Source organism: Stenotrophomonas sp. GD03777 (assembly GCF_029842485.1).
In the GTDB taxonomy this organism is placed as follows: domain Bacteria; phylum Pseudomonadota; class Gammaproteobacteria; order Xanthomonadales; family Xanthomonadaceae; genus Stenotrophomonas; species Stenotrophomonas sepilia.
On the sequence record NZ_JAOCGL010000005.1, the window covers coordinates 33,670 to 55,240 of the forward strand.

A 21,571-nucleotide genomic window follows, 5' to 3' on the forward strand; every position below is an offset into this window, starting at 1 on the left:
CGGGGGTGCATTGGTTTCGACGGGGGTTGTGAAGTCGCCTGGCGCATGCCGAGGGGGTAGCTTTCCTCGTAAATCCAGCTGCAAAACTCTAGTTGCCAACGACGACAACTACGCTCTGGCCGCTTAAGGCCTAAGCCTCGAAACCGCTTGTGTCCATGCTCGCGGTGTAGAGTCACTATCATGGAATCGCGCTGGACGGCTGCCTGTCAGTCCGGCACTAGAACACAACAGGCTGGTTCCCGGATGCGCTTTGCGCACCGTGCTGTTCGGGGACGAGATCCAACGGTGAGCTAAGCATGTAGTGCTGGGGATGGAGTGCCTTCGGACGGCGGTTCAATTCCGCCCACCTCCACCATCTGTAAGGCCTGTCGAGGCCGCAAGAAGCCGGATCTCCCGTCAACTGGGGTTCCGGCTTTTTTGTGCCTGCACGTCGCGCAGGAGGTGTGGCGCATAATCGGGATGACACCTCCAACACAGCAGTCCCTCCATCCGCGACCGCCAGAAGGATCTGCCATGAAAGCCCCCCTCGCGATGTCCCTGCTCCTCACCGCGCTCGCCGCAGCCCCAGCCACGCACGCCGCAGCCCCGGCCATCGCGCCGCCCGGCATCGCCACGCTGGAGGCGCTGCTGGCCTGCAAGGCAGGCTCGGATTTCAGTGCGGCCGACGCCATCGATGCGCTGCAGGCGGCCGGCCTGGCCAAGAAGCCGGGCGGCACGTTCGAGCCGGAGGACAAGCCGGTCGCGCTGTTTGGCGGCACGGTCAGCAGTGCCGATGTGAATGTGGCCGAAGGCGAGAAAGGCCTCTTCGTGTACTTGAACGGCGTCGATCCCAAGCGCCTGGCCAGGGCCTGGTCGGTGACCGAGGTCAACGAGCATGCCAATACCGAGGAACCTTCCTACGTGAAGCGCATCGACAAGCGCCACACCCTGCACGTGATCGCGGGTGACGACTACGAGGGCTATTCGGCTGCGGTGAAGTGCCAGATCAGCCGCTGATGGCGTAGCCGACGCTACAGCCAGCGTGGCACGCGATGACGGTACTGCGCGTACGCCTCGGGAAAGCGGACCATCAGTGCCCGCTCCTCCGGCAGGATCTGCAGCCAAGTGATGTACGCCAGGAACAGCGGCACCACCAGCAGCGCGATCAGGTTCTGCAGGTACACCATGGCACCAAACAGGACCAGCGCCTGGCCGAGATACATCGGGTTTCGGGTGCGGCGATAGATTCCGCTGGTAACCAGCGCGCTCGACGCCGAAGGTCGCAGAGGATTGACGGTGGTACCGGCGCGTCGGAAAGAGATCTTGGGCAGCAAGTTGAGCACGACACCCAGCGTCACCGTCACCCCTGCCAGCAGAACCGGCACCGGCACCCGAAGGTGCAAACCCGGCCACAGCCAGCGTGCTGCAAAGCCCATAGCGGCGAACAGCAGCATTACCACGGGCGGGGGAATACGGGTTTCCAGCCAGACCATCGCGATCACCGTGTCCTTTCCATTGGCCGCAGTGTCACACGGGAATGGCTGAATCACCCAAGGCGGCCAGGCCCAAACCGACCGTCCGGTCTATTCCGCTTTGACGGGCCCACCGCTAGAGTGGCGCCACCGCGCAGGAGGATCGCATGGCTACCACGGGCTTGGGCTTCATCGGCCGCACGACCCTCATCATCACCGTGCTGCTCACCCTGGGCGGCTGCGCGACGCTGCGCCAGTTCGGGCCGTCGGTGCAGGTTGCCTCGGTCACGCCCGGCCAGTACATCGCGCTCAAGCGCGGTGACATCCTGACCTCCGGCAAGCTCAGCGCGGCGACCATTGAGACCCTGCGCGTGGCCGGGCTCGATGAGGGCGTCTGTGCCAAGCCCGGCCTGCCCTGCATCGAGGCCATGGAAAGCAGCATCGTGGTGCGCGAGGAAGACAAGCGCTCCAGCCTGGCCGAGTTGTGGCTGCAGTATGCGATGACCCTGCCGGCGCCAAAGCGCGAGTACTCGGCATCCGGCCGCGCCAAGACCGCAGTCACCGAGCTGGATGCCGACTTCCAGCCACGCCTCGATGCGTGGATGCAGGTCGCGCGCCAGGCCTATGCCTATCTGTTCTTCACCGAGCGCACCGCCAACCAGCGTGGTTTCGAAGACCGCCAGACCCAGGTGCGCGACTACTACAACCTGGCGGTGCAGGAAGCCTCGGTGCAGCTGTACAACGCGTATGCCACCGGGCGCGTGCACGGCCAGGCCAGCCATTTCCAGCTGGGCCGCTGGACCTTCGTGCTGGCCCCTTCAGACCAAGCATCGGCGCTGGACCAGCGTACCCCCAGCGAGCTGGTACCCGCCGCCTCGCTGTCGTTCACCGGTACGCTGCGCAGCGTGCATCGCCGCGATGGCTTCGGTGCCGAGCTGGTGGCGGTGATGGATGACCCGGCCGGCAGCACGGCCACCACGCTTCGGGCAGCGGCGCAGGCAACGCAGGCCAGCACTTCGGCCACGCAGAGCTGGAGCGAGATGCCCTCGCCATCGATGACGGTGCTGCTGCGCTTCTCGGGGAACAACCTGTGGGAGGTGCTGCACGATGACGAGCCGGAGCTGGAGATCCACGATCCCTACCAGGTTTCGGAAGTGACCCTGCACGGCCAGCAGGTGCCACTGGCGGCCAACTTCACTGCCGGCTATGCGCTGTGGCTGGCCCGCTCCAACTTCAGCCGACAGTCGTTGCGCACGCTGTTCGGTGGCAAGGGCGGCATCGACACGCCGCACCTGTACATGATGCAGCCCTACGACCCGAACCGTCGCGTGCTGCTGATGATCCATGGCCTGGCCAGCAGTCCGGAAGCCTGGGTCAACGTGGCCAACGAACTGCTGCGCGACGACGAGATCCGCCGGGAGTTCCAGGTCTGGCAGTTCTATTACCCGACCAACATGCCCATCGCGATGAGCCACGATGCGATGCGCCACACGCTGGCTGAAGCGTTCAAGCACTTCGACCCCAGCGGCAAGGCGCAGGCCTCGCATGACATGGTGCTGGTGGGGCACAGCATGGGCGGGGTGATCGCACGGTTGATGATCTCCTCCTCCGGCGACCACCTGGTCGACACCCTGCTGGCCACCGCGCAGATGACGCCCGCCCAGCGCGAACTGCTGCGCACCAAAGGCGCACCGGTGCTGACCTTCCTGCCAGAACCGGAAGTGTCCCGCGTGGTGTTCATCGCCACGCCGCATCGCGGTACCGACGTGGCGGGCACCCGCCTCGGCCGGTGGATCGGCCGACTGGTGCGGTTGCCACTGACCGTGCTGGAAGACGTCGCCACCATCGCCAACGACGGCCAGATCGACCGCAATGACGGCAAGCACGGCTACCAGATGAACAGCATCCAGAACCTGGACAAGGACGACCCGTTCGTCCGCGCCGTGGCTGACCTGCCGATGTCACCGAAGGTGCACTACCACTCGATCATCGCCCGCGCCAAGGCCGATGGCCCACTTGAGAAGACCGATGACGGGCTGGTGCCCTACTGGAGTTCGCACCTGCCGCACGCGGATTCGGAGAAGGTGATCGTGTCCGGACACAGCGTGCAGGAAGCTACGCCGGCCATCGTCGAGCTGCGGCGGATCCTGCATGAGGACATGCAGGCACACGGGCGAATGGGAAAGTAAGCCGCCGTCCCGACAGATCAGGCACCGGCCGTACGCCGCGAGAACGTGCCATGCAGCGCCGCCGGAATCGCAAAGCCCTCCATGCGCACCTCGGGCCGATAGTCGGCGCTGGGGGTGAAGCGGAACTCGCGTGCCAGCAGCGCGCACAGCAATACCAGCTGTGCATTGCCGACCGCCGATCCCACGCAGGAACGCGTGGGGAAGCCATAAGGCACATAGATGCCGGCGGTACGCTTGCGCCGTTCGGGCAACCAGCGATCGGGATCGAACTGCAGCGGGTCATCCCAGTACTTCGCCGAGCGGTGCTGGATGAACGAGCTCAGCTCGAAGACCGTACCTTCGGCGATGGCCTGCCCTTCCACCTGCAGATCGCAGGCAGCCACCCGGCGGTTGTTGAAGGGCGTGGAGTACAGCCGCATCACTTCCTTCAGGAAGCGCATCGTGCAGGGAATCCTGGCCATCGGCAGCGCGTGGATCTCCGCCTCCGAGAGCGGCGCGAATTCCTCCTCGATGCGCTGGCGCCAGTGTGGATGCATCTGCATCGCCAGCAGCAGGCAGGCGGCCATCATGCCGGGCACGCCGGAAATGGCGATCAGCTGCACGGTGACCAGGTAGGTGACCTTGTCCAGGCCGATGCGCTCTCGCAGGCTCAGCAATGACTGCGCGTAATCCAGCGCCGAACGTCCGCTGCGGACACGGTGCTTGAGTTCCGCGGCAATCGCCCGTGATTCGGCACGGCCGATGAGGAAGTTGCGCAGCAGGTGGCGCCGATGGATGACCTGCTCGACCTGGGTGGTGTAGCGCAGATGCAGGGCGCGTTCGATGGCTGCGGTGCCGCGGGCATCGAGCCCGTCGATCACCAGCGGGATCAAGGGATGGGCCATCACTTTCCACACCGCCGGCGTGGCATCCAGCGCATGGCCGCACACCCCATCCAGAGCTTGCCTCATGCGCGACTGCAGTGCCTCCAGGGTCTGTGCTCCGGTGAGCTCAGCACTACGGGTGGCGATCAGGCTGCGCACTTCGGTCCAGCGCACGCGCTCGTGACGGCGGAACAGGTCGGCCAGCGACTCGACGACGTACAGCTGCTCGGAATTTTCCTTGTCGACCTTGCCGGCAAGCTCCGGGCAGAACACCCCGATTCCACCGGTTTCCAGCTTCAGCACAGGCCCTTCGCGCTCCACGCGCGCAGCCAGGCGCTCGGCAGCAATGGCGCTGCCTTCATTCGACATCCCTTGCATGCAGTGCGTCTCCGGCAGGAAGGGACTCGAAAGACGAGTCCCTTCGTCTTGCTACCGCTCAATCGCGGGTTTGGCTGGCAGGATCAGAATTCGACCCACAGCGGCCAGGTATTCCACACGCTGCTCTTTTCGTTCGGATGAATATTCAGAGTGACGCGCAATGCTCGGGCGAATCTTTTCATTTTCATTCCTTTGCTTGCTGTGTGGTTATGCCGGGATTATCCCGGCACTGGCTAGATAACACGACATAATCCCACTGTCCAACCGGCCGGGTGGCGCGCTGCAGCATCCGGGTTGCGGCCGATTGAGGGGAATCCCTCATCGCGCCTGCGCACGCAGCCTCCTATGCTGGGCTCACTTTCCCCCAACGGAGGTCTGCATGAACACGCAAGAGCCCAGCCGCCAGCCCAGCCCCGATCCGGCCGAGCGCGATGCCTTCTTCCCGTCGCCGTATTCGCTGTCGCAGTTCACCTCGCCCAAGAGCGACCTGTCCGGCGCCGACTATCCGGATGCGCGCCGCGATGGCCGCTGGAAGGTGCTGATGATCGCCGCCGACGAGCGCTATCTGCCGACCGCCAATGGCCACCTGTTCTCCACCGGTAACCATCCGGTGGAAACCCTGCTGCCGATGTACCACCTGGACAAGGCCGGCTTCGACATCGACGTGGCGACGCTGTCCGGCAACGCCGTCAAGTTCGAATGGTGGGCCTTCCCACACGAGGACAGCGAGATCGGCGCCCTGTACGAACGCTACCAGGAACGCTTCCGCCAGCCGTTGCAGCTGGATCAGGTGGTGGCCGGCCTGGGCGCCGATTCGGACTACGCCGCCGTCTTCATTCCCGGTGGGCACGGCGCATTGATCGGCCTGCCGGAGAGCGCGGCGGTGAAGGCCGCGCTGCAATGGGCCATGGCCGAGCAGCGCCACATCATCACCCTCTGCCATGGCCCGGCGGCGCTGCTGGCGGCGGGCGTCGACGACGCCGAGGGTGCCTCGCTGTTCCGTGGCTACCGCATCTGTGCCTTCCCCGACGCAATGGACCGGCAGACACCGGGGATCGGCTACATGCCCGGGCAGCTGCGTTGGTTCTTCGGTGAACGGCTGGCCCAGCAGGGGGTGCAGATCGTCAATGAGGGCATCGATGGCAGCGTGCTGCAGGATCGCCTGCTGCTGACCGGCGACAGTCCGCTGGCCGGCAACGCGTTGGGCAAGCTGGCCGCGCGTACGCTGCTCGATGCGCTGGCGGGGCGCTGAGCCAATGCCTGCGCTGGTGCCCGCGCTGCTGGAACTGGAACAGGCGCGGTCATTGCCGGCGGTGGGCGGCGTGCTGCGCGCCGCCGCCTCACCCTTGGGCTACGACCGCCTGTTGGTGTTTGCCACCGGAACCGGGCTGGAGCGCGGCGCACAGCGCGTGTACTGGATCGAAGGTGACTGGTTCGACGACGGCAGCGCCACCGGGCTCGCCCGCTACCTGCACGCCTGCCCGGTCAACCGCCATGTACTGGACAGCACTGCGCCGTTCTTCTGGAGCAAGCGCCAGGGCGTGCGCGGCGAACGCTATGTGGTGGTGAAGCAGCCGCGCGGCGATGGCCTGCATGGGCTGCAGGTTCCAGTGTTCGGCCCGACCGGTCTGGAAGGCGCGGTCAGCTTCGCCGGCACCTCGATTGATGCGTCCGCCAGCGCGCGTGTGCTGCTGGACATGGTCGGCACCTCCGCCTTCCGTGCGGCGCGGCGGCTTGCCGAAGCACCGGTCGACACCCGCGCGGGCGCGCTGAGCGCACGCGAACGCGAGGTGCTGCGCTGGGTCGCCGCTGGACGGCGCCAGGCAGAGATAGCGGCCACGCTGGGGCTGTCTGCGCGCACGGTTGAGAACCACCTGCGGCGAGCGCGGCAACGACTGGGCGTGGCCACCACCGCGCAGGCAGTGCGCGCGGCAGGCCGCCGTGGCGAGATTGAAGATTGATCAGGATGGAGGCACTTCCTGCTGCCTGATCAGCGTGCGGCATACGCCCTGTGCATCTGCGCGATTGCAGAAGGCAGGCGACGGGATGAGCTACGACCCGTGATCGCCGGTGCGCGGTCCACCGGGCGGGGCGTTCATCGCCCGCCCGGCATCCGCGAGCCACCCATCCCTGCATAACGCTGCCCTCGCATTCGTGGCATGCTCTGTGAAACCGTTTTCATGGAATGGAGGGATTCCACGATGTTGTCGCGTTTCCGTCGCCCCGCGCTGTCTGCGCTGCTGGCGCTTGCCCTGCCTCTGACCAGCGCCTGGGCCGCAGCCCCTGCGCCGTTGAAGGTGATGTCGTTCAATGTGCGCACCCCGGCCGATACCGAACCCGGCAAGCGCTGGCCCGACCGTCGCGATGCGATGGTGAAGGTCATCCTCGACGCGCACCCAGCGGTGATCGGTACCCAGGAGCTGGTGCAGGAGCAGGCCGATTACCTTGCCCAGCACCTGCCCGGATACCGCTGGTTCGGCGAGGGCCGCCGCGGCGGCAGCGGCGACGAGCACATGGGCGTGTTCTACGACAGCAAGGTGCTGGCGATCGAGGAATCAGGCAACTTCTGGCTGTCTGATACGCCCGATGTGCCCGGCAGCATCACCTGGGGCAACCTGTATCCACGCATGGTCACCTGGGCGCTGTTCCGCCGCATCGATGACGGCCGCCGCTTCTATTTCATGGATACCCACCTGCCCTACCGCGACGAGGACGAACCACGCCGGGTGAAGGGTGCCGAGCTGATCGGCAGGCGCGTGGCCGGCCTGGCGGCCGACCTGCCGGTGGTGCTGACCGGTGACTTCAACAGCGAACCCGGCGGCGACACCTACAAGGCATTCACCCGCGTACTGCACGACACCCGTGCCCAGGTGAAGACACCGCAGGGCCCGCGACTGACCTTCCACGATTTCACTGGCAAGGCCACCGCGCAGCTGGACTGGGTGCTGGTGCGCGGTTTCCGCGCGCGCAGCTTCCTGACCGATGACCGCCGCATCGATGGCGTGCTGCCATCGGATCATTTCCCGCTGGTGGTCGAACTGGACTGGCCGAAGCACTGACCCCGCACGGCAGCCGCAGCTACAGCGGCGGCTGCCGCGACAGCAGGCGATACAGGGCCTGATGCTGATCGCGCGCCTGGCAGATGCGGGCCCCTATCGCCAGGAACACGGCGACGCCGATCAGGCCCAGCCCCAGCATCGAATCCTGCAGGCGCAGGAAACCGACCGCTGCGGCCATCGTCGCCAGCACCAGCAGCACCACGACCGCCACTGACAGACCCGCACCCGGTGGACCCGGATCGCCGAACAACATCCGTTGGGTATCCCGCCTTCCGTCCGCCATTGCCTGTCCTCCCGAGTGCCTGACCCACTAGTTACACGGCGAGCCCGCAATCCGGCAGAGTCAGAAACGTCACGAAGGTGAAGACGTACGCGGAATGCACCGCGCTACCCTGCCGCGTACCCCTCGAACTGCGGAGCAGCACATGGCACACCAGAGCCGGCTGGCAGGATTCATCATCGACTGCCAGGACCTTCCCGCCGACGAAGGCGCCCGTTTCTGGGCCGCCGCGCTCGGTCTGCAGGCACAGGCGGCGCGTGCCGAAGGGGGCGCCGAGTATGCCGACCTGCTGGGCGCACCGGCGGGCCTGGACGTTGAAGTCCAGCGGGTCGATCACCCGTCACGGGTGCATCTGGACATCGAGAGCGACGACATCGATGCCGAGGCCGACCGCCTGGAGAAGCTCGGCGCGCGACGGATAGGCTTCGTCAAGCGCTGGTGGGTGATGGAAGCACCGACCGGCCATCGCTTCTGCATCGTGCGCATGCGCGAGCGCGAGGTGCCGGCCAATCAGTGGCCCTGAAAGAGCAAGGGGACGGAAGCCACGGCCTCCGTCCCCCCGGCGTCAGGGCACCTGCGCCACGCTCGGTTGCTGCGGTGATTGCCCCCAGCCGCCCAGCGCCTTGTACACGCCCACCACGCTGACGTTGACCTCGGACTCGGCCGCCGCCAACGCATCATCGGCTGCCAGCTGCGTGCGCTGCGCATCCAGCAGGGTCAGGAAGTCCTCCGAGCCCTCGCGATAACGGATCTGCGCCAGCGATTCGGCACGCCGTGCCGCCTGCGCCTGCTCGACCACGATCGCCAACCGTGCCTGCTGCTTGGAATAGCGGGTCAGCGCGTTCTCGGTGTCTTCCAGGGCCAGCAGTACCGCCTGCTCATACTGCGCGGCCACGCCTTCGGCTTCAGCCTTGCTGGCGCGCAGGCGTGCACGCACGGTGCCGAAGTCGAATGCCGCCCAGGTCAGCGATGGGGTCAGCGACCAGGCCTTGTTGTTGCCATTGACCAGGCCGCTGGCATCGCCACCGAGGAACCCGACGAAGCCGGACAGCGACAACCGCGGGAACAGGTCCGCCGTGGCCACGCCCACGCGTGCGGTCGCAGCCGCCAGGCGACGCTCGGCCACGCGCACGTCGGCACGCTGGCGCAGCAGTTCGCGGGTATCGCCCAGCGGCAGTGCCTTGGCGAAGGCCGGTACGTCGTGCGGCGCGAGCATGTCAGTCAGCACTTCCGGGCGCTGGCCGAGCAGCACGGCCAGCCGGTTGCGCGACTGCGCCTCGGCCACTTCCAGCAACGGGATGTCAGCCTCGATCGCCTTCAGGCGGGCACGGCTGCTCTGCACATCCAGCTCGCTGCCTGCGCCCAGCTGCCAGCGCGCCTCGGTCAGCTTCTGCGTATCGCGCAGGTTTTCCAGCGTGTGCTGGGCCACCGCGATGCGCTTCTGCGTACCACGCAGCTCGAAGTAGTTGCGTGCCACTTCAGCGGCGATCAGGACCTGCGCATCGGCCAGGTTGGCCTGCTCGGCACCGAGGTCGGCGCGTGCGGCTTCAGCAGCACGGCGCTTGCGGCCGAACAGATCCAGCTCCCAGCCGGCGTCGAAGCCGAGCTGGTAGCTTTCACTGAACACCCGCTGCCCACCCAGCTGCGGATCGGGTTGCTTGCGGCGGTCGTAGCTGCCGCCAGCGGTGACGTGCGGAGCCTGGTCGAGGCGGCTTTCCACGAACACCGCGCGGGCCTGGCTGACGCGGGCCACGGCCACGCGAAGGTCCAGGTTGTCCGACAGTGCGCCGTGCACCAGCTGTTCCAGCACCGGATCATCGAACTGCGCCCACCAGCTGGCGACCGGCGAAGCGGTACTGAACACCGGCTGCTGTGCGCTCTGGAGGACCACCGGCTCCTGCATCGGCGCCTTGTAGTTGGGGCCGACGCTGACACAGCCTGCCAGCACCAGGCTGGAGACGGCCATCGCCAACGTGCGGATCACCATGGCAGCACCTCGCCCAGGTAGGTGAAGCTGCCGCTGGCGCCGGATTCACCGATCAACGCCATTTCCACGCTGGAACGTGCGCCTTCGCTGATTTCGATTTCGCCGTTGCCGCCGTTCATGTCGGTCTTCACGTAACCCGGATGCACGGTGTTGACCTTGATCGGGGTATTGCGCAGTTCGTAGGCCAGACTCAAGGTCCAGCTGTTCACCGCCGCCTTGGAGGCATTGTAGGCCGGGATCTTGAAATCGTAGATGCCCGACGCCGGGTCGGCGTGCAGGGTCTGCGAGCCGAGCATGCTCGATACGTTGACGATGCGCCCGGACTTGGCCTGCTTGACCAGCGGCAGGAAGGCCTGGGTGACCGCCACCAGCGCATACACGTTGGTGTCGAAAGTGCGCTTCCAGGTATCGAGTGACTGTTCCGACGGTGCCTGCGCCGGGTTCTCGATCATGATGCCGGCGTTGTTGACCAGGATGTCGAGACGACCATGGCGCTGGCGCACCTGCTCGACCGCTTCGGCGATGCTGGCCGCGTCGGTCACGTCCAGTTGCAGGGCTTCGACCGGCAGGCCTTCAGCCTGCAGCTTCAGTGCCAGCTCCACGGCGGTCTCACGCTTGCGACCGGCCAGCAGCGTGTGCACGCCAGCCTGGGCCAGCTGGCGCACAGTTTCCAGGCCGATGCCACGGGTGGCGCCGGTGACCAGCGCGATCTTGTTCTGATGGGTGTTCATGGATGCATGCCTTGTGAGGGGAAAGCCGCCACCGGCCAATGACCGGCGGCGACGGGGTTCCATATCAGTGGTGGATGGTCGGCTCGCCGTGCTGCACCAGCTGTCCACCACCGTTGCGGGTGACGAACTTGCGCAGGGCCACGTAGAACACCGGGGTGAGGAACAGGCCGAACAGGGTCACGCCCAGCATGCCGGCGAACACGGTGATACCGGTCACCGAGCGCACCTCGGCGCCTGCACCGTGCGACAACACCAGCGGCACGGTGCCGGCGATGAACGCGATGGAGGTCATCACGATCGGGCGCAGACGCAGGCGGCAGGCTTCCAATGCCGCTTCAACGATGCCCTTGCCGCCCATCTCCAGCTCTCTGGCGAATTCGACGATCAGGATCGCGTTCTTGCACGCCAGGCCCATCAGCACCACCAGGCCGACCTGCACGAACACGTTGTTGTCACCACCGGTCAACCACACGCCGAACAGCGCGGACAGTAGGGTCATCGGCACGATCAGGATCACCGCCAGCGGCAGCGACCAGCTCTCGTACAGCGCGGCCAGCACCAGGAAGGCCAGCATGATCGCCACCGGGAACACGATGAAGGCGGCTTTGCCCTGGGTCGCCTGCTGGTAGCTCAGGTCGGTCCATTCGGTGGTCATGCCCACCGGCAGCACCTTGCCGGCGATCTCGGTCAGCTTGGTCATCGCCTCGGCCGAGGACAGCAGGCGCGGGTCGGCTTCACCGGCCAGGTCCGCTGCCGGGTAGCCATTGAAGCGCAGCACCGGGTCCGGGCCGAAGGTCTGCTTGATGGTGACCATCGAACCGATCGGCACCATCTCGCCGCGGTCGTTGCGGGTACGCAGCTTGCCGATGTCCTCGACCGTCTCGCGGAACGGACCGTCTGCCTGGGCGATCACCTGCCAGGTACGACCGAACTGGTTGAAGTCGTTGACGTAGGCCGAACCCAGGTAGGTCTGCAGGGTGTCGAACAGTTCGGTGAGCTGCACGCCCTGTGCCTTGGCCTTGACGCGGTCGACCTCGGCATCCAGCTGCGGCACGTTGGCCTGGTAGCTGGAAATCGGGAAGGCCATGCCCGGCGTCTGCGCCACGGTGCCCTGCATCGCCTGCACCGCATTCTGCAGCGCGCCGTAGCCCAGGTTGCCGCGGTCCTCGATGAACATCTGGTAGCCGTTGCCGTTGCCCAGGCCGAGGATCGGCGGCGGCATCATCGCGAAGGCGAAGCCTTCCTGCAGGCCGGCGATCTTCTGGTTGATCTCGGCATTGATCTGCGCAGCGGTACGGCCATGACGCTCGGCGAAGGGCTTGAGCGGAATGAACGCCACACCGGTATTGGGCGTATTGGTGAACTGCAGCGCGTTCAGGCCCGGGAACGAGATGGTGTGGGCCACGCCATCGGTTTCCTGGGCGATCTTGGCCACCTTGCGCAGCATTTCATCGGTACGCGCGATCGACGAACCTTCCGGCAGCTTCACGCCGGCGATCAGGTACAGCTTGTCCTGGGTCGGGATGAAGCCCGGCGGCACCAGCTTGAAGATCACGCCGGTACCGACCAGCAGGATCGCGTAGACCACGAACACCGCGCCACGTCGGCCGAGGATGCGGGCCACGCCACGCTCGTACTTCTCCGAGCTGGACTTGAAGAAGCGGTTGAACGGGCGGAATACCCACCCGAACAGGCGGTCGATCAGGCGGCTCGGGCCATCCTTCGGTGCGCCGTGGGCCTTCAGCAGGCGCGCGGCCAGGGCCGGCGACAGGGTCAGTGAGTTGATCGCCGAGATCACCGTGGAGATGGCGATGGTGACCGCGAACTGCTTGTAGAACTGGCCGGTGACACCGGACAGGAACGCCATCGGCACGAACACGGCACACAGCACCAACGCGATCGCCACGATCGGGCCGGACACTTCGCGCATGGCCTGGTGGGCCGCGGCGGTGGGCGACAGGCCTTCCTCGATGTTGCGCTCGACGTTCTCCACCACCACGATCGCGTCGTCGACCACGATGCCGATCGCCAGCACCAGGCCGAACAGGCTCAGCGTATTGATCGAGAAGCCCAGCAGGTACAGCGCGGCGAAGGTACCCACCACCGACACCGGCACCGCGATCAACGGGATGATCGAGGCACGCCAGGTCTGCAGGAACAGGATCACCACCAGCACCACCAGCGCGATCGCTTCCAGCAGCGTGGAGACCACGGCCTTGATCGAGTCACGCACGAAGATGGTGGTGTCATACACGGCTTCGTACTTCACGTCGGCCGGCATGGTCTTCTGCATCTCGTCCATCGTCGAGATGACCTGGTCACGGATTTCCAGCGCGTTCGCACCTGGCGACTGGAAGATGCCGATACCGACCGCGTTCTTGCCGTCCAGCTGCGAGCGCAGGGTGTAGTCGCCCGCACCCAGCTCCAGGCGGGCCACGTCGGACAGGCGCACGATCTCGCCATCGGTGCCGCTCTTGAGCACGATGTCGCCAAATTCCTTTTCGGTCTTCAGTCGGCCCTGGGCATTGATCAGGGTCAGGAACTTGCTGTCCGGCAGCGGTTCGGCGCCGAGCTGGCCGGCTGACACCTGCACGTTCTGCTCGCGCATGGCGCGCACCACGTCGCTGGCGGTCAGGCCGCGCGAAGCCACCTTGTCCGGATCCAGCCAGGCGCGCATGGCGTAGTCGCCACCACCGAAGATCTGCGCATCACCGACGCCCGGAATGCGCGCCAGTGCATCCTTGACGTGCAGGCGGGCGTAGTTGCGCAGGTACAGGGTGTCGTACTTGCCTTGCGGGGAGGTCAGGTGCACCACCATCAGGAAGGTCGGCGACTGCTTCTGGGTGGTCACGCCCTGCCGGCGCACGTCCTCGGGCAGGCGCGCCTGCGCCTGCGCCACGCGGTTCTGCACCTTCACCGCCGCTGCGTCCGGGTCCGTGCCCGGGCGGAAGGTGACGGTCATCTGCAGCACGCCGTCCGAGCCGGCCACCGACTTCAGGTACATCATGCCTTCGACGCCGTTGATGGCCTCTTCGAGCGGTGTGGCGACGGTCTCGGCAATGACCTTGGGGTTGGCGCCCGGATAGACCGTGCGCACGACCACCGACGGCGGCACCACTTCGGGGTACTCGCTGATCGGCAGGATTGGAATCGTGATCAGGCCTGCGGCGAAGATCACGATCGACAGCACCGCCGCGAAGATCGGCCTGTCGATGAAGAAACGGGAAAAGTCCATGGAGGAATTCCTGGGAAAGGCATTCGGCGGGCAACAGCCACCCTGCCCCTCGCCGATACGACGAAGGCAGGGAAGGCTGCCGCTGGCGCCGGCAGCTAAGCGGGGACGCGGATCAGGAGACGGCGGATCAGTTGTTCAGTGCGGCGGTGGCATCGCGGCCCGGTGCCGGCACGGCCTGCGGCTGCATTGCCACGGCCTTGGCCTGCACCGGCATGCCCGGCATGAAGACCTTCTGCACGCCGTCGATGATCACCTTGTCTCCTGCCGCCAGGCCGTGCTCGACGATACGCAGGCCTTCAGCGGTGCGGCCAAGCTGGATGTCGCGGCGCTGGGCCTTGCCATCCTTGTCGACAACGTACACATACTTGCGGTCCTGGTCGGTCAGCACGGCCTTGTCATCGATCAGCAGCGCCTGGAACTGGCCGCTGCCAAGCAGCTGCACGCGGGCGAACAGGCCCGGCGTGAACTGGCGATCGGCGTTGTCCAGCAGCGCACGGACGCGGATGGTCCCGGTACTGCGGGCCACCTGGTTGTCGAGGAAGTCGACCTTGCCGGTGTGCGGGTAGCCTTCTTCACCGGACAGGCCGACCTTCACCGGCAGCGCGCTGTCACGCTCGCTCGGGCGCTCGCCCTTGCGTGCCATCTGGGCGTAGCGCAGGAAGGTGCTTTCGTCAGCATCGAAGTAGACGAACACCGTGTCCAGCGAGACCAGCGTGGTCAGCACGCTGGCGCTGTCGCCGGCGGTGACCAGGTTGCCGGCGGTGACCATCGCGCGGCCGGCACGGCCGTCGATCGGTGCCCGTACCTTGGTGAACTCAAGATTGAGGCGGGCTGCATCCAATGCTGCCTGCGCGGCCTGCACGGCGGCGCCGGACTGGTCGGCAGCCGCACGGCGCTGCTCGGCGGTCTCGGTGGAGATCGCCTGCTGCTCGGACAGCCGCTTGGCGCGCTCGGACTCGCTGCGGGCCAGCGTGGCCTGGGTACGGGCGCGGGCCAGTTCGGCGGCCGCCCGATCGTACTCGGCCTGGTAACTGCGCGCGTCGATGGTGAAGAGCACTTCGCCCTTCTTCACTTCCTGGCCTTCGACGTAGTTGACCTTGTCGATGTAACCGGACACGCGCGGACGCAGTTCAACGCTCTGCACCGCTTCGACGCGGCCACTGAACTCGTCCCACTGGCTGACCTGCTTGACCAGTACCGGCGCGGCGCTGACCTGCGGCGGCGGCGGTGCACCGGCTTCTTCGGCATGGCCGCCGCTGCAGGCTGCAAGCACGGCCGCGGCGAGGATCGACACGCCGGCCATCGCAATGCGATGTCCGAAACGATGTGGGGTGGTATTGGGGGAAGTCATGGCATGCATCCGTACGGAGGGGTGGTACAGCGATATGGGAACGTGTTGCAAAAATCGGCGGCGAATACTGCGACCTCAACCATGGTCGAGGTCAAGCGATGCCTGCGGTGTCGCGCCACAGCGGAGGAACTTCCAGGTGCAGCAGGCCACGCGGCAATTCGGCATCGCTGCTGTCGCAGCGGACGATGGCGCGGTTGTCGCGGCACCCATCAAGCAGGGAGACCACACGACGACCGACCAGCAGCGAGCTGGGCCACTCGATGCAGGCATTGGCCGCGTTGGCCGGGGTACACACCGGGCTGCAGACTTCCAGCATCTGCGCGCGCACGCCCAGCGCCTGCGCTTCCTGGTGCACCACCTGCGCGTACATGCGCAGTGCGGCGGTGGTGATCGAGGTCTCGCCGTAGCCCGCCCAGGGCTTGGCGTTGGCCGGGCTGCCGATCATCACGTAGCGGCGCGCATGCACGTTGTCCTGCAACAGCGGCAGCAGGTGGCGCACGGCGTGCACGTGCGGCATCAGGTCGGCCTGCATCGCGCCCAGCAGCTCATCGCCGTTGCGGTCGATCACCCGGCCGCGACGGTAGGGGCCACCCATTGCCGCGATCACCGCCGCCAGCGGACGCGGGCGCTGCGCGATGCGCTCGGCCAACGCGCGCGCCGAGCCGTCGTCGCTGAGCGAGCCCAGCAGCGTCTCCAGTCCGGGCTCATCCGCGAACTGCTCGTGCAGCGCGGCCAGCCGGCCCGGATCGCGGCCAACCACCAGCACCGGGCTGCCGGCTTCCAGCAACGCGCCGACCACGCCCTGGCCGACGGCACCGGTACCGCCAAGGACCAGGACTTCGGGCGTCAGTATCCCATTCACGGGACATTTCCTCCCAAATCCGGGATAGTCCCAATTCGACGCAGGCGGTCGCCCTTGTGCGGGACCAGGCGGATGGCACCGCCACGCTGCTGACGCATGGGCGCGGTAAACTCACGAAAGTCCTTGTGTACCAAGGAACTCGGACGGGCTTCGACGGTCATCGCCAGGTCCAGGGTGTTCTGGCCGGCGTTCCGGAGTCGGGCAAGAATGTTGCGCAGGCTCATGGCGGACGGGCTCCAATTAACGAATGGCGCCACGATAGACCTCAAACCTTTACTTGATTAGTCCTGATTAAGGGGAATAATCATCCCGCTCCCGGTCCAATCGTTCTGTCACGATTGTCCCATCCCCGACGTCCAGGATCCCCGACCATGTCCCACGATCTCAACGAGACGCTGATCTTCGTCAAAGTGGTCGAGCAAGGCAGCTTCATTGCCGCTGCCAAATCGCTCGGCCTGCCCAAGACCACGGTCAGCCGCAAAGTGCAGGAGCTGGAAACGCGCCTGGGCGCGCGCCTGCTGCACCGGACCACGCGCCGCCTCGGCCTGACCGAAGCCGGTTCGATCTACCACGAACATTGCCAGCGCATCGCACGCGAGCTTGAAGAGGCCGAAAGCGCGGTGAGCCAGCTGCAGTCCGGCCCGCGCGGCTGGCTGCGCTTCACTGTGCCCTACTCGATCGGCATCACCTGGATTGCGCCACTGCTGGGCCAGTTCCATGCGCAGTATCCAGAGATCCGCCTGGACATGCACATGGGCAACGAGAAGCTGGACCTGATCGCCGGTGAAGCGGACCTGGCGCTGCGCGTGGGTGCCCTGCCCGATTCCAATCTGGTCGCGCGCAAGCTGGGCAGCCTGCGCACGCAGGTGTTCGCCAGCCCGGCCTACATTGAGCGCTATGGCGAACCGCTGCATCCGGAAGAGCTGCAGTTCCATCGCATCCTGGCGATGCGCAAGCCGTACCACACCGGCAATTCGCCGCGCTTCACCTGGCAGCTGGGCGAGAACGGCGGCGAGCTGCGCGATTTCCCGGTCACCCCGCTGATGACCGCCAACGACATGTCTGCGTTGAATGGTGCATTGGTCTGTGGCGAAGGCCTGCTGCTGACCGGTGATGTGATGGCCAAGCCGTTCGTCGAATCGGGCATGGTGCGCCGCGTGCTGGCCGGCTGGACCGGCCCGGAAGTGGACTTCAATGCCGTGTTCGCCGGCGGCCGCCTGGTCTCGCCGAAGGTGCGTGCGTTTGTCGACTTCCTGGTCGAGAAGCTCAACTTCGATGCCAACTACATGCTGGCGCAGTGCCCCGGCGCGAAGCTGGCACAGCAGCAGAAGGCACAGGAAGATGCCGCGCTGGAAAGCAGTGGCAAGCGGATCCTGGAGAAGGTGGCCGCTTCGGCGGCGTAACCTGCAACAAGAGCGCCTACCCATCTCCTGGTAGATGCCGACCTTGGTCGGCATGGTTTACAGAGGGAGTCGAGCCCGGCTCGACTCTACATGCGCTGTCGGTGTGCCGAGCAACGCTCGGCACCCACAAAAATGCCGCCTGCAAGGGCGGCATTTTCGCTCCGGCCGATGGCCGGACCGGCTCAAGCAGTAACGCTACGCGTTATTGCTTGAGCGGAATCACGCGAATTTCGACGCGGCGGTTCTTGGCGCGGCCGGCATCGGTGCTGTTGTCGGCAATCGGGTACGCCTTGCCGGCGCCCAGCGTTTCGATACGCACGCTCTGCACGCCCTGGCCGATCAGGTACTGCGCGACCGAGTCGGCGCGTTCCTTCGACAGGCGATTGTTGACTGCGTCGCTGCCGATGCTGTCGGTGTGGCCAACCACCTCGATCATGGTCTGGTTGTACTCACGCAGCGTACCGGCCACGCCGTTGAGCGAGCCATAGAACTGCGGCTTCAGGGTCGCCTTGCCGAAGTCGAAGGTGATGCCGTCCGGCAGGTTCAGCATGATGTTGTCGCCCTGGCGCTGCACATCGATGCCGGTGTTGGCGGTGCGCTCGCGCAGTGCACGTTCCTGGCGATCCTGGTACTGGCCGACGGCGGCACCGCTGAGTGCGCCGATACCGGCACCGATCAGCGCGTGCTGGCGCCGCTCGGTAGCACTGTCGCCGGTCAGCAGGCCGGCCGCCACGCCGATGGCCGTACCGATCAGCGCGTTGCGGCCGGTCCGGTTCTGCTGTTCGGTCGGGTTGCCGTACTGGTCACTCTGCACATAGGAGCCGCCGGTGGCGCAGGCCGACAGGACGGCCGCACTCATCAGGGCCAGTGCGACGTTGCGGGTGGTGTTGCGGATCATGAGGTTCTCCTTGGTTTCCGGTCGGCCGGCGGCTTGCGGGCGCAGAGAGGATAAACAGCCGAATGCGATGTCGGGATGATGATCCGGTGCGCCGACAGGGCCGCGTTCAGCTAACTGACCGGATCGCTCGGGTCACCCTTTACCCCGCCCCCGACTGGCGGTATGCCGCCAGCGCAGCGTCGCGGCCCTCAGCCAGGTCCACCATGGGCGTGCGTGGATAGTCAGGCGCGTGTGCTGCCAGGAGCAGGGGATGCTGCCACGGCGCAAACCGCGCCTTCACCGGCAGTGCCGCCAGCTCGGGCACCCAGCGGCTGATGTAGCGGGCCTGCGGATCGAACTTCTCGGCCTGGGTGACCGGGTTGAACACCCGGAAGTACGGCGCGGCATCGGCGCCGGTCCCGGCCACCCATTGCCAGCCCATCGTGTTGTTGGCCAGGTCGGCATCGACGAGGGTGTCCCAGAACCAGCGCGCGCCATGCAGCCAGTGCGCGCGAAGGTGCTTGCACAGGTAGCTGGCCACGATCATCCGCACCCGGTTATGCATGTAGCCGGTGTGCCACAGCTCGCGCAGTCCGGCATCAACGATCGGCACGCCGGTGTTGCCGCGCTGCCAGTCGTGCAGTTGCGCTGCAGTCGGTGCCGCCCAGGCGAAGCGGTCGAAACGCGGATTGAGGTTGTCCGTGGGCGTCTTCGGAAAGTGATGCAACAGGTGGTAGGCGAAATCACGCCAGCCCAGTTGCCGCAGATAGCCGTCGATGTCGGCATCGGTGCCGGCACTGCGCAGTCTTTCCAGCGCATGCGCGATGCGCCACGGTGCGATCTCACCGAAATGCAGGTGCGGCGACATCCGCGAGGTGCCCACGCGGTCGGGCAGGTCTCGCTGCTCGCGGTAACCGCGCAAGGCGCCGTCCTCGAACACCGACAGCGCCTCCAGCGCACCGGCTTCACCCGGCTGCCAGTACTCCCAGAAGCCGGTATCCCAATCCAGCGTCGGTGCAAGCTGGAGATCATCAAGTGCGAGGCTGCCGACCGCGTGCGGCGTCAGTGCCTCCGGTGCGGCCTGCAGTGCCGGCAGGCGCCAATGACTGAGCACGTTGCGCCAGTACGGCGTGAACACCTTGTACGGCTGTCCCTGCTGGGTGGCGATGTCCCAGGGCTCGAACAACAGGCTGCCATTGCAGCTCTGCGCGTCGACGCCCTGCTCGCGCAGCGTGCGCTTGATGGTAGCGTCGCGAGGCTGGGTGGCCGGCTCGTACTTGCGGTTCCAGTACACCGCCTCGGCGCCGGTCTGCTCGATCAGCAACTGCAGGGCCGGCAGGCTGTCACCACTGCGCAGCACCAGCGACGAGCCGCGCGTGCGCAGGTCGGCATCCAGTGCGGCCAGTGAGCGATGACGCCAGGCATCGGACGCCGCGCCGGGCGCCCATTCGCCTTCCTCGTGCGGCGCGTGGATGTACACCGGCACCACATGGTGACAGGCGTCCAGCGCGGCCTGCAGGGCCGGATTGTCCTGCAGCCGCAGATCACGGCGGAACCATACCAACGCTACCGACACATGCACCGCCTTCGTTGTGGAAGGCGCACATGATAGCCAGCGGTGGTGAAGGCGATGCGCGCAGACGCCGTCTGCTAGGCTGCACGGCCGCTGCCCGATGGACTCTGACATGGATGATCTTCACGCCTCATTCGCCCGCTTCGGGCTGCTGCATGCCCAGCACGAGAGCGACTGGCAGGGCCCGTTCCCGCTGCCCCCGGTACTGGCACGCTTCTACGCGCAGGTCGGGCCGCTGGGCGAAGTGATCAATGCCCGGGTAGGCACCGCCGGCATCACCGTTCCCGGCCTTGATGTCTGGATACCGCCGCTGCAACGCCTGTGGAGCCATCAGGCCGGCTATCGATGGCATGGCATCAGCGGCGAACGGATCAACGACTGGCCCTCGAACTGGCTGGTGATTGCCGATCGCAGCGCTGATCCGCTCATCCTCGATCTGGACGACGGCCGTGTGCTGTTCAGCCATCACGGTGCCGGCCTGCTGGATGCCGTCGAAATGACTGCCGACGTGCCGACCCTGATGGCAGCTCTGGCTGCAGCAGGCACGGTGTACCTCGACGCCGGCGATGACCTCTACAACGACGATGACGATGGCGGCATCCGCCCTGAACACCAGGACGCAGCCGTACAGGTGGTGGCCCGGGTACTGGGCGACCGCCTGCAGGCCGAATCGTTCATCGAGACGTTGCTGGACTGAATCCACGCATGGCGCGGATCTACCTTTCGAAGCGCTTCATCGCTTCGCTGATCAGCGCCCGCGCCTCGGCGGCGTTGCCCCAACCGTTGAGCTGCACCGGGTTGCGCCCGGCCGGCAGGTCCTTGTAGACCCGGAAGAACGCTTCGATGCGCTCTCTTTCGATCTCCGGCAGATCGGCCAGGTCGCGGATGTTGGCGTAGGTCGGGTCAACCTTGTCGGTCGGCACGCCGATGATCTTCTCGTCGTGCTCGCCGCCGTCGATCATCTTCAGGTAGCCGATCGGCCGGAAGCGTACGATCACGCCCGGATGCAGGGGTTCACGGGTCAGCACCAGCGCGTCCAGCGGATCGTTGTCGCCAGCCAACGTGCGCGGCATCGAACCGTAGTTGGCCGGATAGGCGACCGGCATCGACTGGAAGCGGTCCACATGCACCAGGCCGTCTTCCTTGATCTCGTACTTGGTCACGCTGCCGGCGGGAATCTCCACCGCCAGATTCACCTCCCGCGGGGCTTCCCTTGGTTGGGCCACCAGGAACGGATGCAGCACGGTATCGGCAGCGGTCACCGCTGTCGCGAGCAGGAGCAGGGCCCCGCCGATGGCAGCCATGGGGACAAGACGGCGTACGGTTTTCATC

The 21,571-nt window shown here is 66.2% G+C and carries 20 protein-coding genes and 1 other RNA gene; 9 read left to right on the forward strand and 12 right to left on the reverse strand.

The features are described 5' to 3' along the window. Nucleotide 1: 1 nt before the first annotated feature. Nucleotides 2-355, forward strand: a transfer-messenger RNA (tmRNA) gene (gene ssrA / locus N5E02_RS02565). Between the two features lie 158 nt (nucleotides 356-513). Further along, nucleotides 514-996, forward strand: coding sequence for a hypothetical protein (locus tag N5E02_RS02570; protein WP_065179480.1), 483 nt, complete (start codon nucleotides 514-516; stop codon nucleotides 994-996). A gap of 14 nt (nucleotides 997-1,010) precedes the next feature. Here N5E02_RS02570 and N5E02_RS02575 read toward each other — a convergent pair whose 3' ends face one another. Next, complete coding sequence (locus N5E02_RS02575) at nucleotides 1,011-1,472, reverse strand: isoprenylcysteine carboxylmethyltransferase family protein (RefSeq protein WP_065179498.1); 462 nt, start codon at nucleotides 1,470-1,472, stop codon at nucleotides 1,011-1,013. A gap of 146 nt (nucleotides 1,473-1,618) precedes the next feature. On the opposite strand from N5E02_RS02575, the gene N5E02_RS02580 reads away from it, so the two are divergent. Then, a complete protein-coding gene (locus tag N5E02_RS02580; RefSeq protein ID WP_279945797.1) occupies nucleotides 1,619-3,640 on the forward strand; it encodes an alpha/beta fold hydrolase in 2,022 nt (673 codons plus the stop codon). Between the two features lie 17 nt (nucleotides 3,641-3,657). Here the strand turns inward: N5E02_RS02580 and N5E02_RS02585 are convergent, their stop codons facing one another. Then, on the reverse strand, nucleotides 3,658-4,881 hold the full coding sequence (locus N5E02_RS02585) for a cytochrome P450 (protein ID WP_231109031.1): 1,224 nt from the start codon (nucleotides 4,879-4,881) through the stop codon (nucleotides 3,658-3,660). A gap of 379 nt (nucleotides 4,882-5,260) precedes the next feature. On the opposite strand from N5E02_RS02585, the gene hchA reads away from it, so the two are divergent. The 3 genes from hchA to N5E02_RS02600 all read left to right on the forward strand — a co-directional run bounded on the left by hchA (nucleotide 5,261) and on the right by N5E02_RS02600 (nucleotide 7,940). Continuing rightward, the gene (gene hchA / locus N5E02_RS02590; protein ID WP_053499139.1) at nucleotides 5,261-6,133 is read left to right on the forward strand and encodes a glyoxalase III HchA; all 873 of its coding nucleotides are present in this window, start codon (nucleotides 5,261-5,263) and stop codon (nucleotides 6,131-6,133) included. Nucleotides 6,134-6,137: 4 nt separating this feature from the next. Continuing rightward, complete coding sequence (locus tag N5E02_RS02595) at nucleotides 6,138-6,842, forward strand: PA1136 family autoinducer-binding transcriptional regulator (RefSeq protein WP_262090848.1); 705 nt, start codon at nucleotides 6,138-6,140, stop codon at nucleotides 6,840-6,842. Nucleotides 6,843-7,082: 240 nt separating this feature from the next. Continuing rightward, complete coding sequence (locus N5E02_RS02600) at nucleotides 7,083-7,940, forward strand: endonuclease/exonuclease/phosphatase family protein (protein ID WP_005416166.1); 858 nt, start codon at nucleotides 7,083-7,085, stop codon at nucleotides 7,938-7,940. Between the two features lie 19 nt (nucleotides 7,941-7,959). Here the strand turns inward: N5E02_RS02600 and N5E02_RS02605 are convergent, their stop codons facing one another. Then, the gene (locus N5E02_RS02605; RefSeq protein WP_049414598.1) at nucleotides 7,960-8,223 is read right to left on the reverse strand and encodes a hypothetical protein; all 264 of its coding nucleotides are present in this window, start codon (nucleotides 8,221-8,223) and stop codon (nucleotides 7,960-7,962) included. Between the two features lie 142 nt (nucleotides 8,224-8,365). Here N5E02_RS02605 and N5E02_RS02610 point away from each other — a divergent pair, with 142 nt between their 5' ends. Continuing rightward, nucleotides 8,366-8,743 (forward strand): VOC family protein, encoded by a 378-nt coding sequence (locus tag N5E02_RS02610; protein WP_005416164.1) that lies wholly within the window; start codon nucleotides 8,366-8,368, stop codon nucleotides 8,741-8,743. Nucleotides 8,744-8,785: 42 nt separating this feature from the next. Here N5E02_RS02610 and N5E02_RS02615 read toward each other — a convergent pair whose 3' ends face one another. The 6 genes from N5E02_RS02615 to N5E02_RS02640 form a co-directional block, all read right to left on the reverse strand. Beyond that, nucleotides 8,786-10,207 (reverse strand): efflux transporter outer membrane subunit, encoded by a 1,422-nt coding sequence (locus N5E02_RS02615; protein ID WP_065185200.1) that lies wholly within the window; start codon nucleotides 10,205-10,207, stop codon nucleotides 8,786-8,788. Beyond that, on the reverse strand, nucleotides 10,201-10,938 hold the full coding sequence (locus tag N5E02_RS02620; protein ID WP_005416162.1) for an SDR family oxidoreductase: 738 nt from the start codon (nucleotides 10,936-10,938) through the stop codon (nucleotides 10,201-10,203). The genes N5E02_RS02615 and N5E02_RS02620 overlap by 7 nt, the downstream gene beginning before the upstream one ends. A gap of 64 nt (nucleotides 10,939-11,002) precedes the next feature. Further along, nucleotides 11,003-14,173, reverse strand: coding sequence for a multidrug efflux RND transporter permease subunit (locus N5E02_RS02625; RefSeq protein WP_005409111.1), 3,171 nt, complete (start codon nucleotides 14,171-14,173; stop codon nucleotides 11,003-11,005). A 127-nt stretch (nucleotides 14,174-14,300) separates the two neighbouring features. Continuing rightward, the gene (locus tag N5E02_RS02630) at nucleotides 14,301-15,524 is read right to left on the reverse strand and encodes an efflux RND transporter periplasmic adaptor subunit (RefSeq protein WP_032954097.1); all 1,224 of its coding nucleotides are present in this window, start codon (nucleotides 15,522-15,524) and stop codon (nucleotides 14,301-14,303) included. 91 nt (nucleotides 15,525-15,615) lie between these two features. Then, a complete protein-coding gene (locus tag N5E02_RS02635) occupies nucleotides 15,616-16,386 on the reverse strand; it encodes an SDR family NAD(P)-dependent oxidoreductase (RefSeq protein WP_053499154.1) in 771 nt (256 codons plus the stop codon). Beyond that, complete coding sequence (locus tag N5E02_RS02640) at nucleotides 16,383-16,610, reverse strand: hypothetical protein (RefSeq protein WP_049414419.1); 228 nt, start codon at nucleotides 16,608-16,610, stop codon at nucleotides 16,383-16,385. Before N5E02_RS02640 ends, N5E02_RS02635 begins: the two co-directional genes overlap by 4 nt. 147 nt (nucleotides 16,611-16,757) lie before the next feature. On the opposite strand from N5E02_RS02640, the gene N5E02_RS02645 reads away from it, so the two are divergent. Then, the gene (locus N5E02_RS02645) at nucleotides 16,758-17,789 is read left to right on the forward strand and encodes a LysR family transcriptional regulator (protein ID WP_005416157.1); all 1,032 of its coding nucleotides are present in this window, start codon (nucleotides 16,758-16,760) and stop codon (nucleotides 17,787-17,789) included. A 202-nt stretch (nucleotides 17,790-17,991) separates the two neighbouring features. Here the strand turns inward: N5E02_RS02645 and N5E02_RS02650 are convergent, their stop codons facing one another. Together N5E02_RS02650 and N5E02_RS02655 are read right to left on the reverse strand one after the other, a co-directional pair. Beyond that, nucleotides 17,992-18,687 (reverse strand): OmpA family lipoprotein, encoded by a 696-nt coding sequence (locus N5E02_RS02650; RefSeq protein ID WP_005416156.1) that lies wholly within the window; start codon nucleotides 18,685-18,687, stop codon nucleotides 17,992-17,994. Between the two features lie 139 nt (nucleotides 18,688-18,826). Continuing rightward, the gene (locus tag N5E02_RS02655) at nucleotides 18,827-20,242 is read right to left on the reverse strand and encodes a deoxyribodipyrimidine photo-lyase (RefSeq protein ID WP_065185201.1); all 1,416 of its coding nucleotides are present in this window, start codon (nucleotides 20,240-20,242) and stop codon (nucleotides 18,827-18,829) included. A gap of 109 nt (nucleotides 20,243-20,351) precedes the next feature. Between N5E02_RS02655 and N5E02_RS02660 the strand changes: the two genes are divergently transcribed. Next, nucleotides 20,352-20,936: a hypothetical protein gene (locus tag N5E02_RS02660; RefSeq protein WP_065179490.1), complete on the forward strand. Its 585-nt coding sequence runs from the start codon at nucleotides 20,352-20,354 to the stop codon at nucleotides 20,934-20,936. 19 nt (nucleotides 20,937-20,955) lie between these two features. On the opposite strand, the gene N5E02_RS02665 is transcribed toward N5E02_RS02660, so the two are convergent. Continuing rightward, nucleotides 20,956-21,570, reverse strand: a complete 615-nt coding sequence (locus N5E02_RS02665; RefSeq protein ID WP_065179491.1) for an inorganic diphosphatase — start codon at nucleotides 21,568-21,570, stop codon at nucleotides 20,956-20,958. Nucleotide 21,571 lies beyond the last annotated feature (1 nt).

Excerpts from the sequence above, each read along its gene's own strand:
- N5E02_RS02570 (WP_065179480.1), top strand. The coding sequence starts at position 514 with ATGAAAGCCCCCCTCGCGATGTCCCTGCTCCTCACCGCGCTCGCCGCA.
- N5E02_RS02575 (WP_065179498.1), bottom strand. The coding sequence starts at position 1,472 with ATGGTCTGGCTGGAAACCCGTATTCCCCCGCCCGTGGTAATGCTGCTG.
- N5E02_RS02580 (WP_279945797.1), top strand. The coding sequence starts at position 1,619 with ATGGCTACCACGGGCTTGGGCTTCATCGGCCGCACGACCCTCATCATC.
- N5E02_RS02585 (WP_231109031.1), bottom strand. The coding sequence starts at position 4,881 with ATGCAAGGGATGTCGAATGAAGGCAGCGCCATTGCTGCCGAGCGCCTG.
- hchA (WP_053499139.1), top strand. The coding sequence starts at position 5,261 with ATGAACACGCAAGAGCCCAGCCGCCAGCCCAGCCCCGATCCGGCCGAG.
- N5E02_RS02595 (WP_262090848.1), top strand. The coding sequence starts at position 6,138 with ATGCCTGCGCTGGTGCCCGCGCTGCTGGAACTGGAACAGGCGCGGTCA.
- N5E02_RS02600 (WP_005416166.1), top strand. The coding sequence starts at position 7,083 with ATGTTGTCGCGTTTCCGTCGCCCCGCGCTGTCTGCGCTGCTGGCGCTT.
- N5E02_RS02605 (WP_049414598.1), bottom strand. The coding sequence starts at position 8,223 with ATGGCGGACGGAAGGCGGGATACCCAACGGATGTTGTTCGGCGATCCG.
- N5E02_RS02610 (WP_005416164.1), top strand. The coding sequence starts at position 8,366 with ATGGCACACCAGAGCCGGCTGGCAGGATTCATCATCGACTGCCAGGAC.
- N5E02_RS02615 (WP_065185200.1), bottom strand. The coding sequence starts at position 10,207 with ATGGTGATCCGCACGTTGGCGATGGCCGTCTCCAGCCTGGTGCTGGCA.
- N5E02_RS02620 (WP_005416162.1), bottom strand. The coding sequence starts at position 10,938 with ATGAACACCCATCAGAACAAGATCGCGCTGGTCACCGGCGCCACCCGT.
- N5E02_RS02625 (WP_005409111.1), bottom strand. The coding sequence starts at position 14,173 with ATGGACTTTTCCCGTTTCTTCATCGACAGGCCGATCTTCGCGGCGGTG.
- N5E02_RS02630 (WP_032954097.1), bottom strand. The coding sequence starts at position 15,524 with ATGACTTCCCCCAATACCACCCCACATCGTTTCGGACATCGCATTGCG.
- N5E02_RS02640 (WP_049414419.1), bottom strand. The coding sequence starts at position 16,610 with ATGAGCCTGCGCAACATTCTTGCCCGACTCCGGAACGCCGGCCAGAAC.
- N5E02_RS02645 (WP_005416157.1), top strand. The coding sequence starts at position 16,758 with ATGTCCCACGATCTCAACGAGACGCTGATCTTCGTCAAAGTGGTCGAG.
- N5E02_RS02650 (WP_005416156.1), bottom strand. The coding sequence starts at position 18,687 with ATGATCCGCAACACCACCCGCAACGTCGCACTGGCCCTGATGAGTGCG.
- N5E02_RS02660 (WP_065179490.1), top strand. The coding sequence starts at position 20,352 with ATGGATGATCTTCACGCCTCATTCGCCCGCTTCGGGCTGCTGCATGCC.
- N5E02_RS02665 (WP_065179491.1), bottom strand. The coding sequence starts at position 21,570 with ATGAAAACCGTACGCCGTCTTGTCCCCATGGCTGCCATCGGCGGGGCC.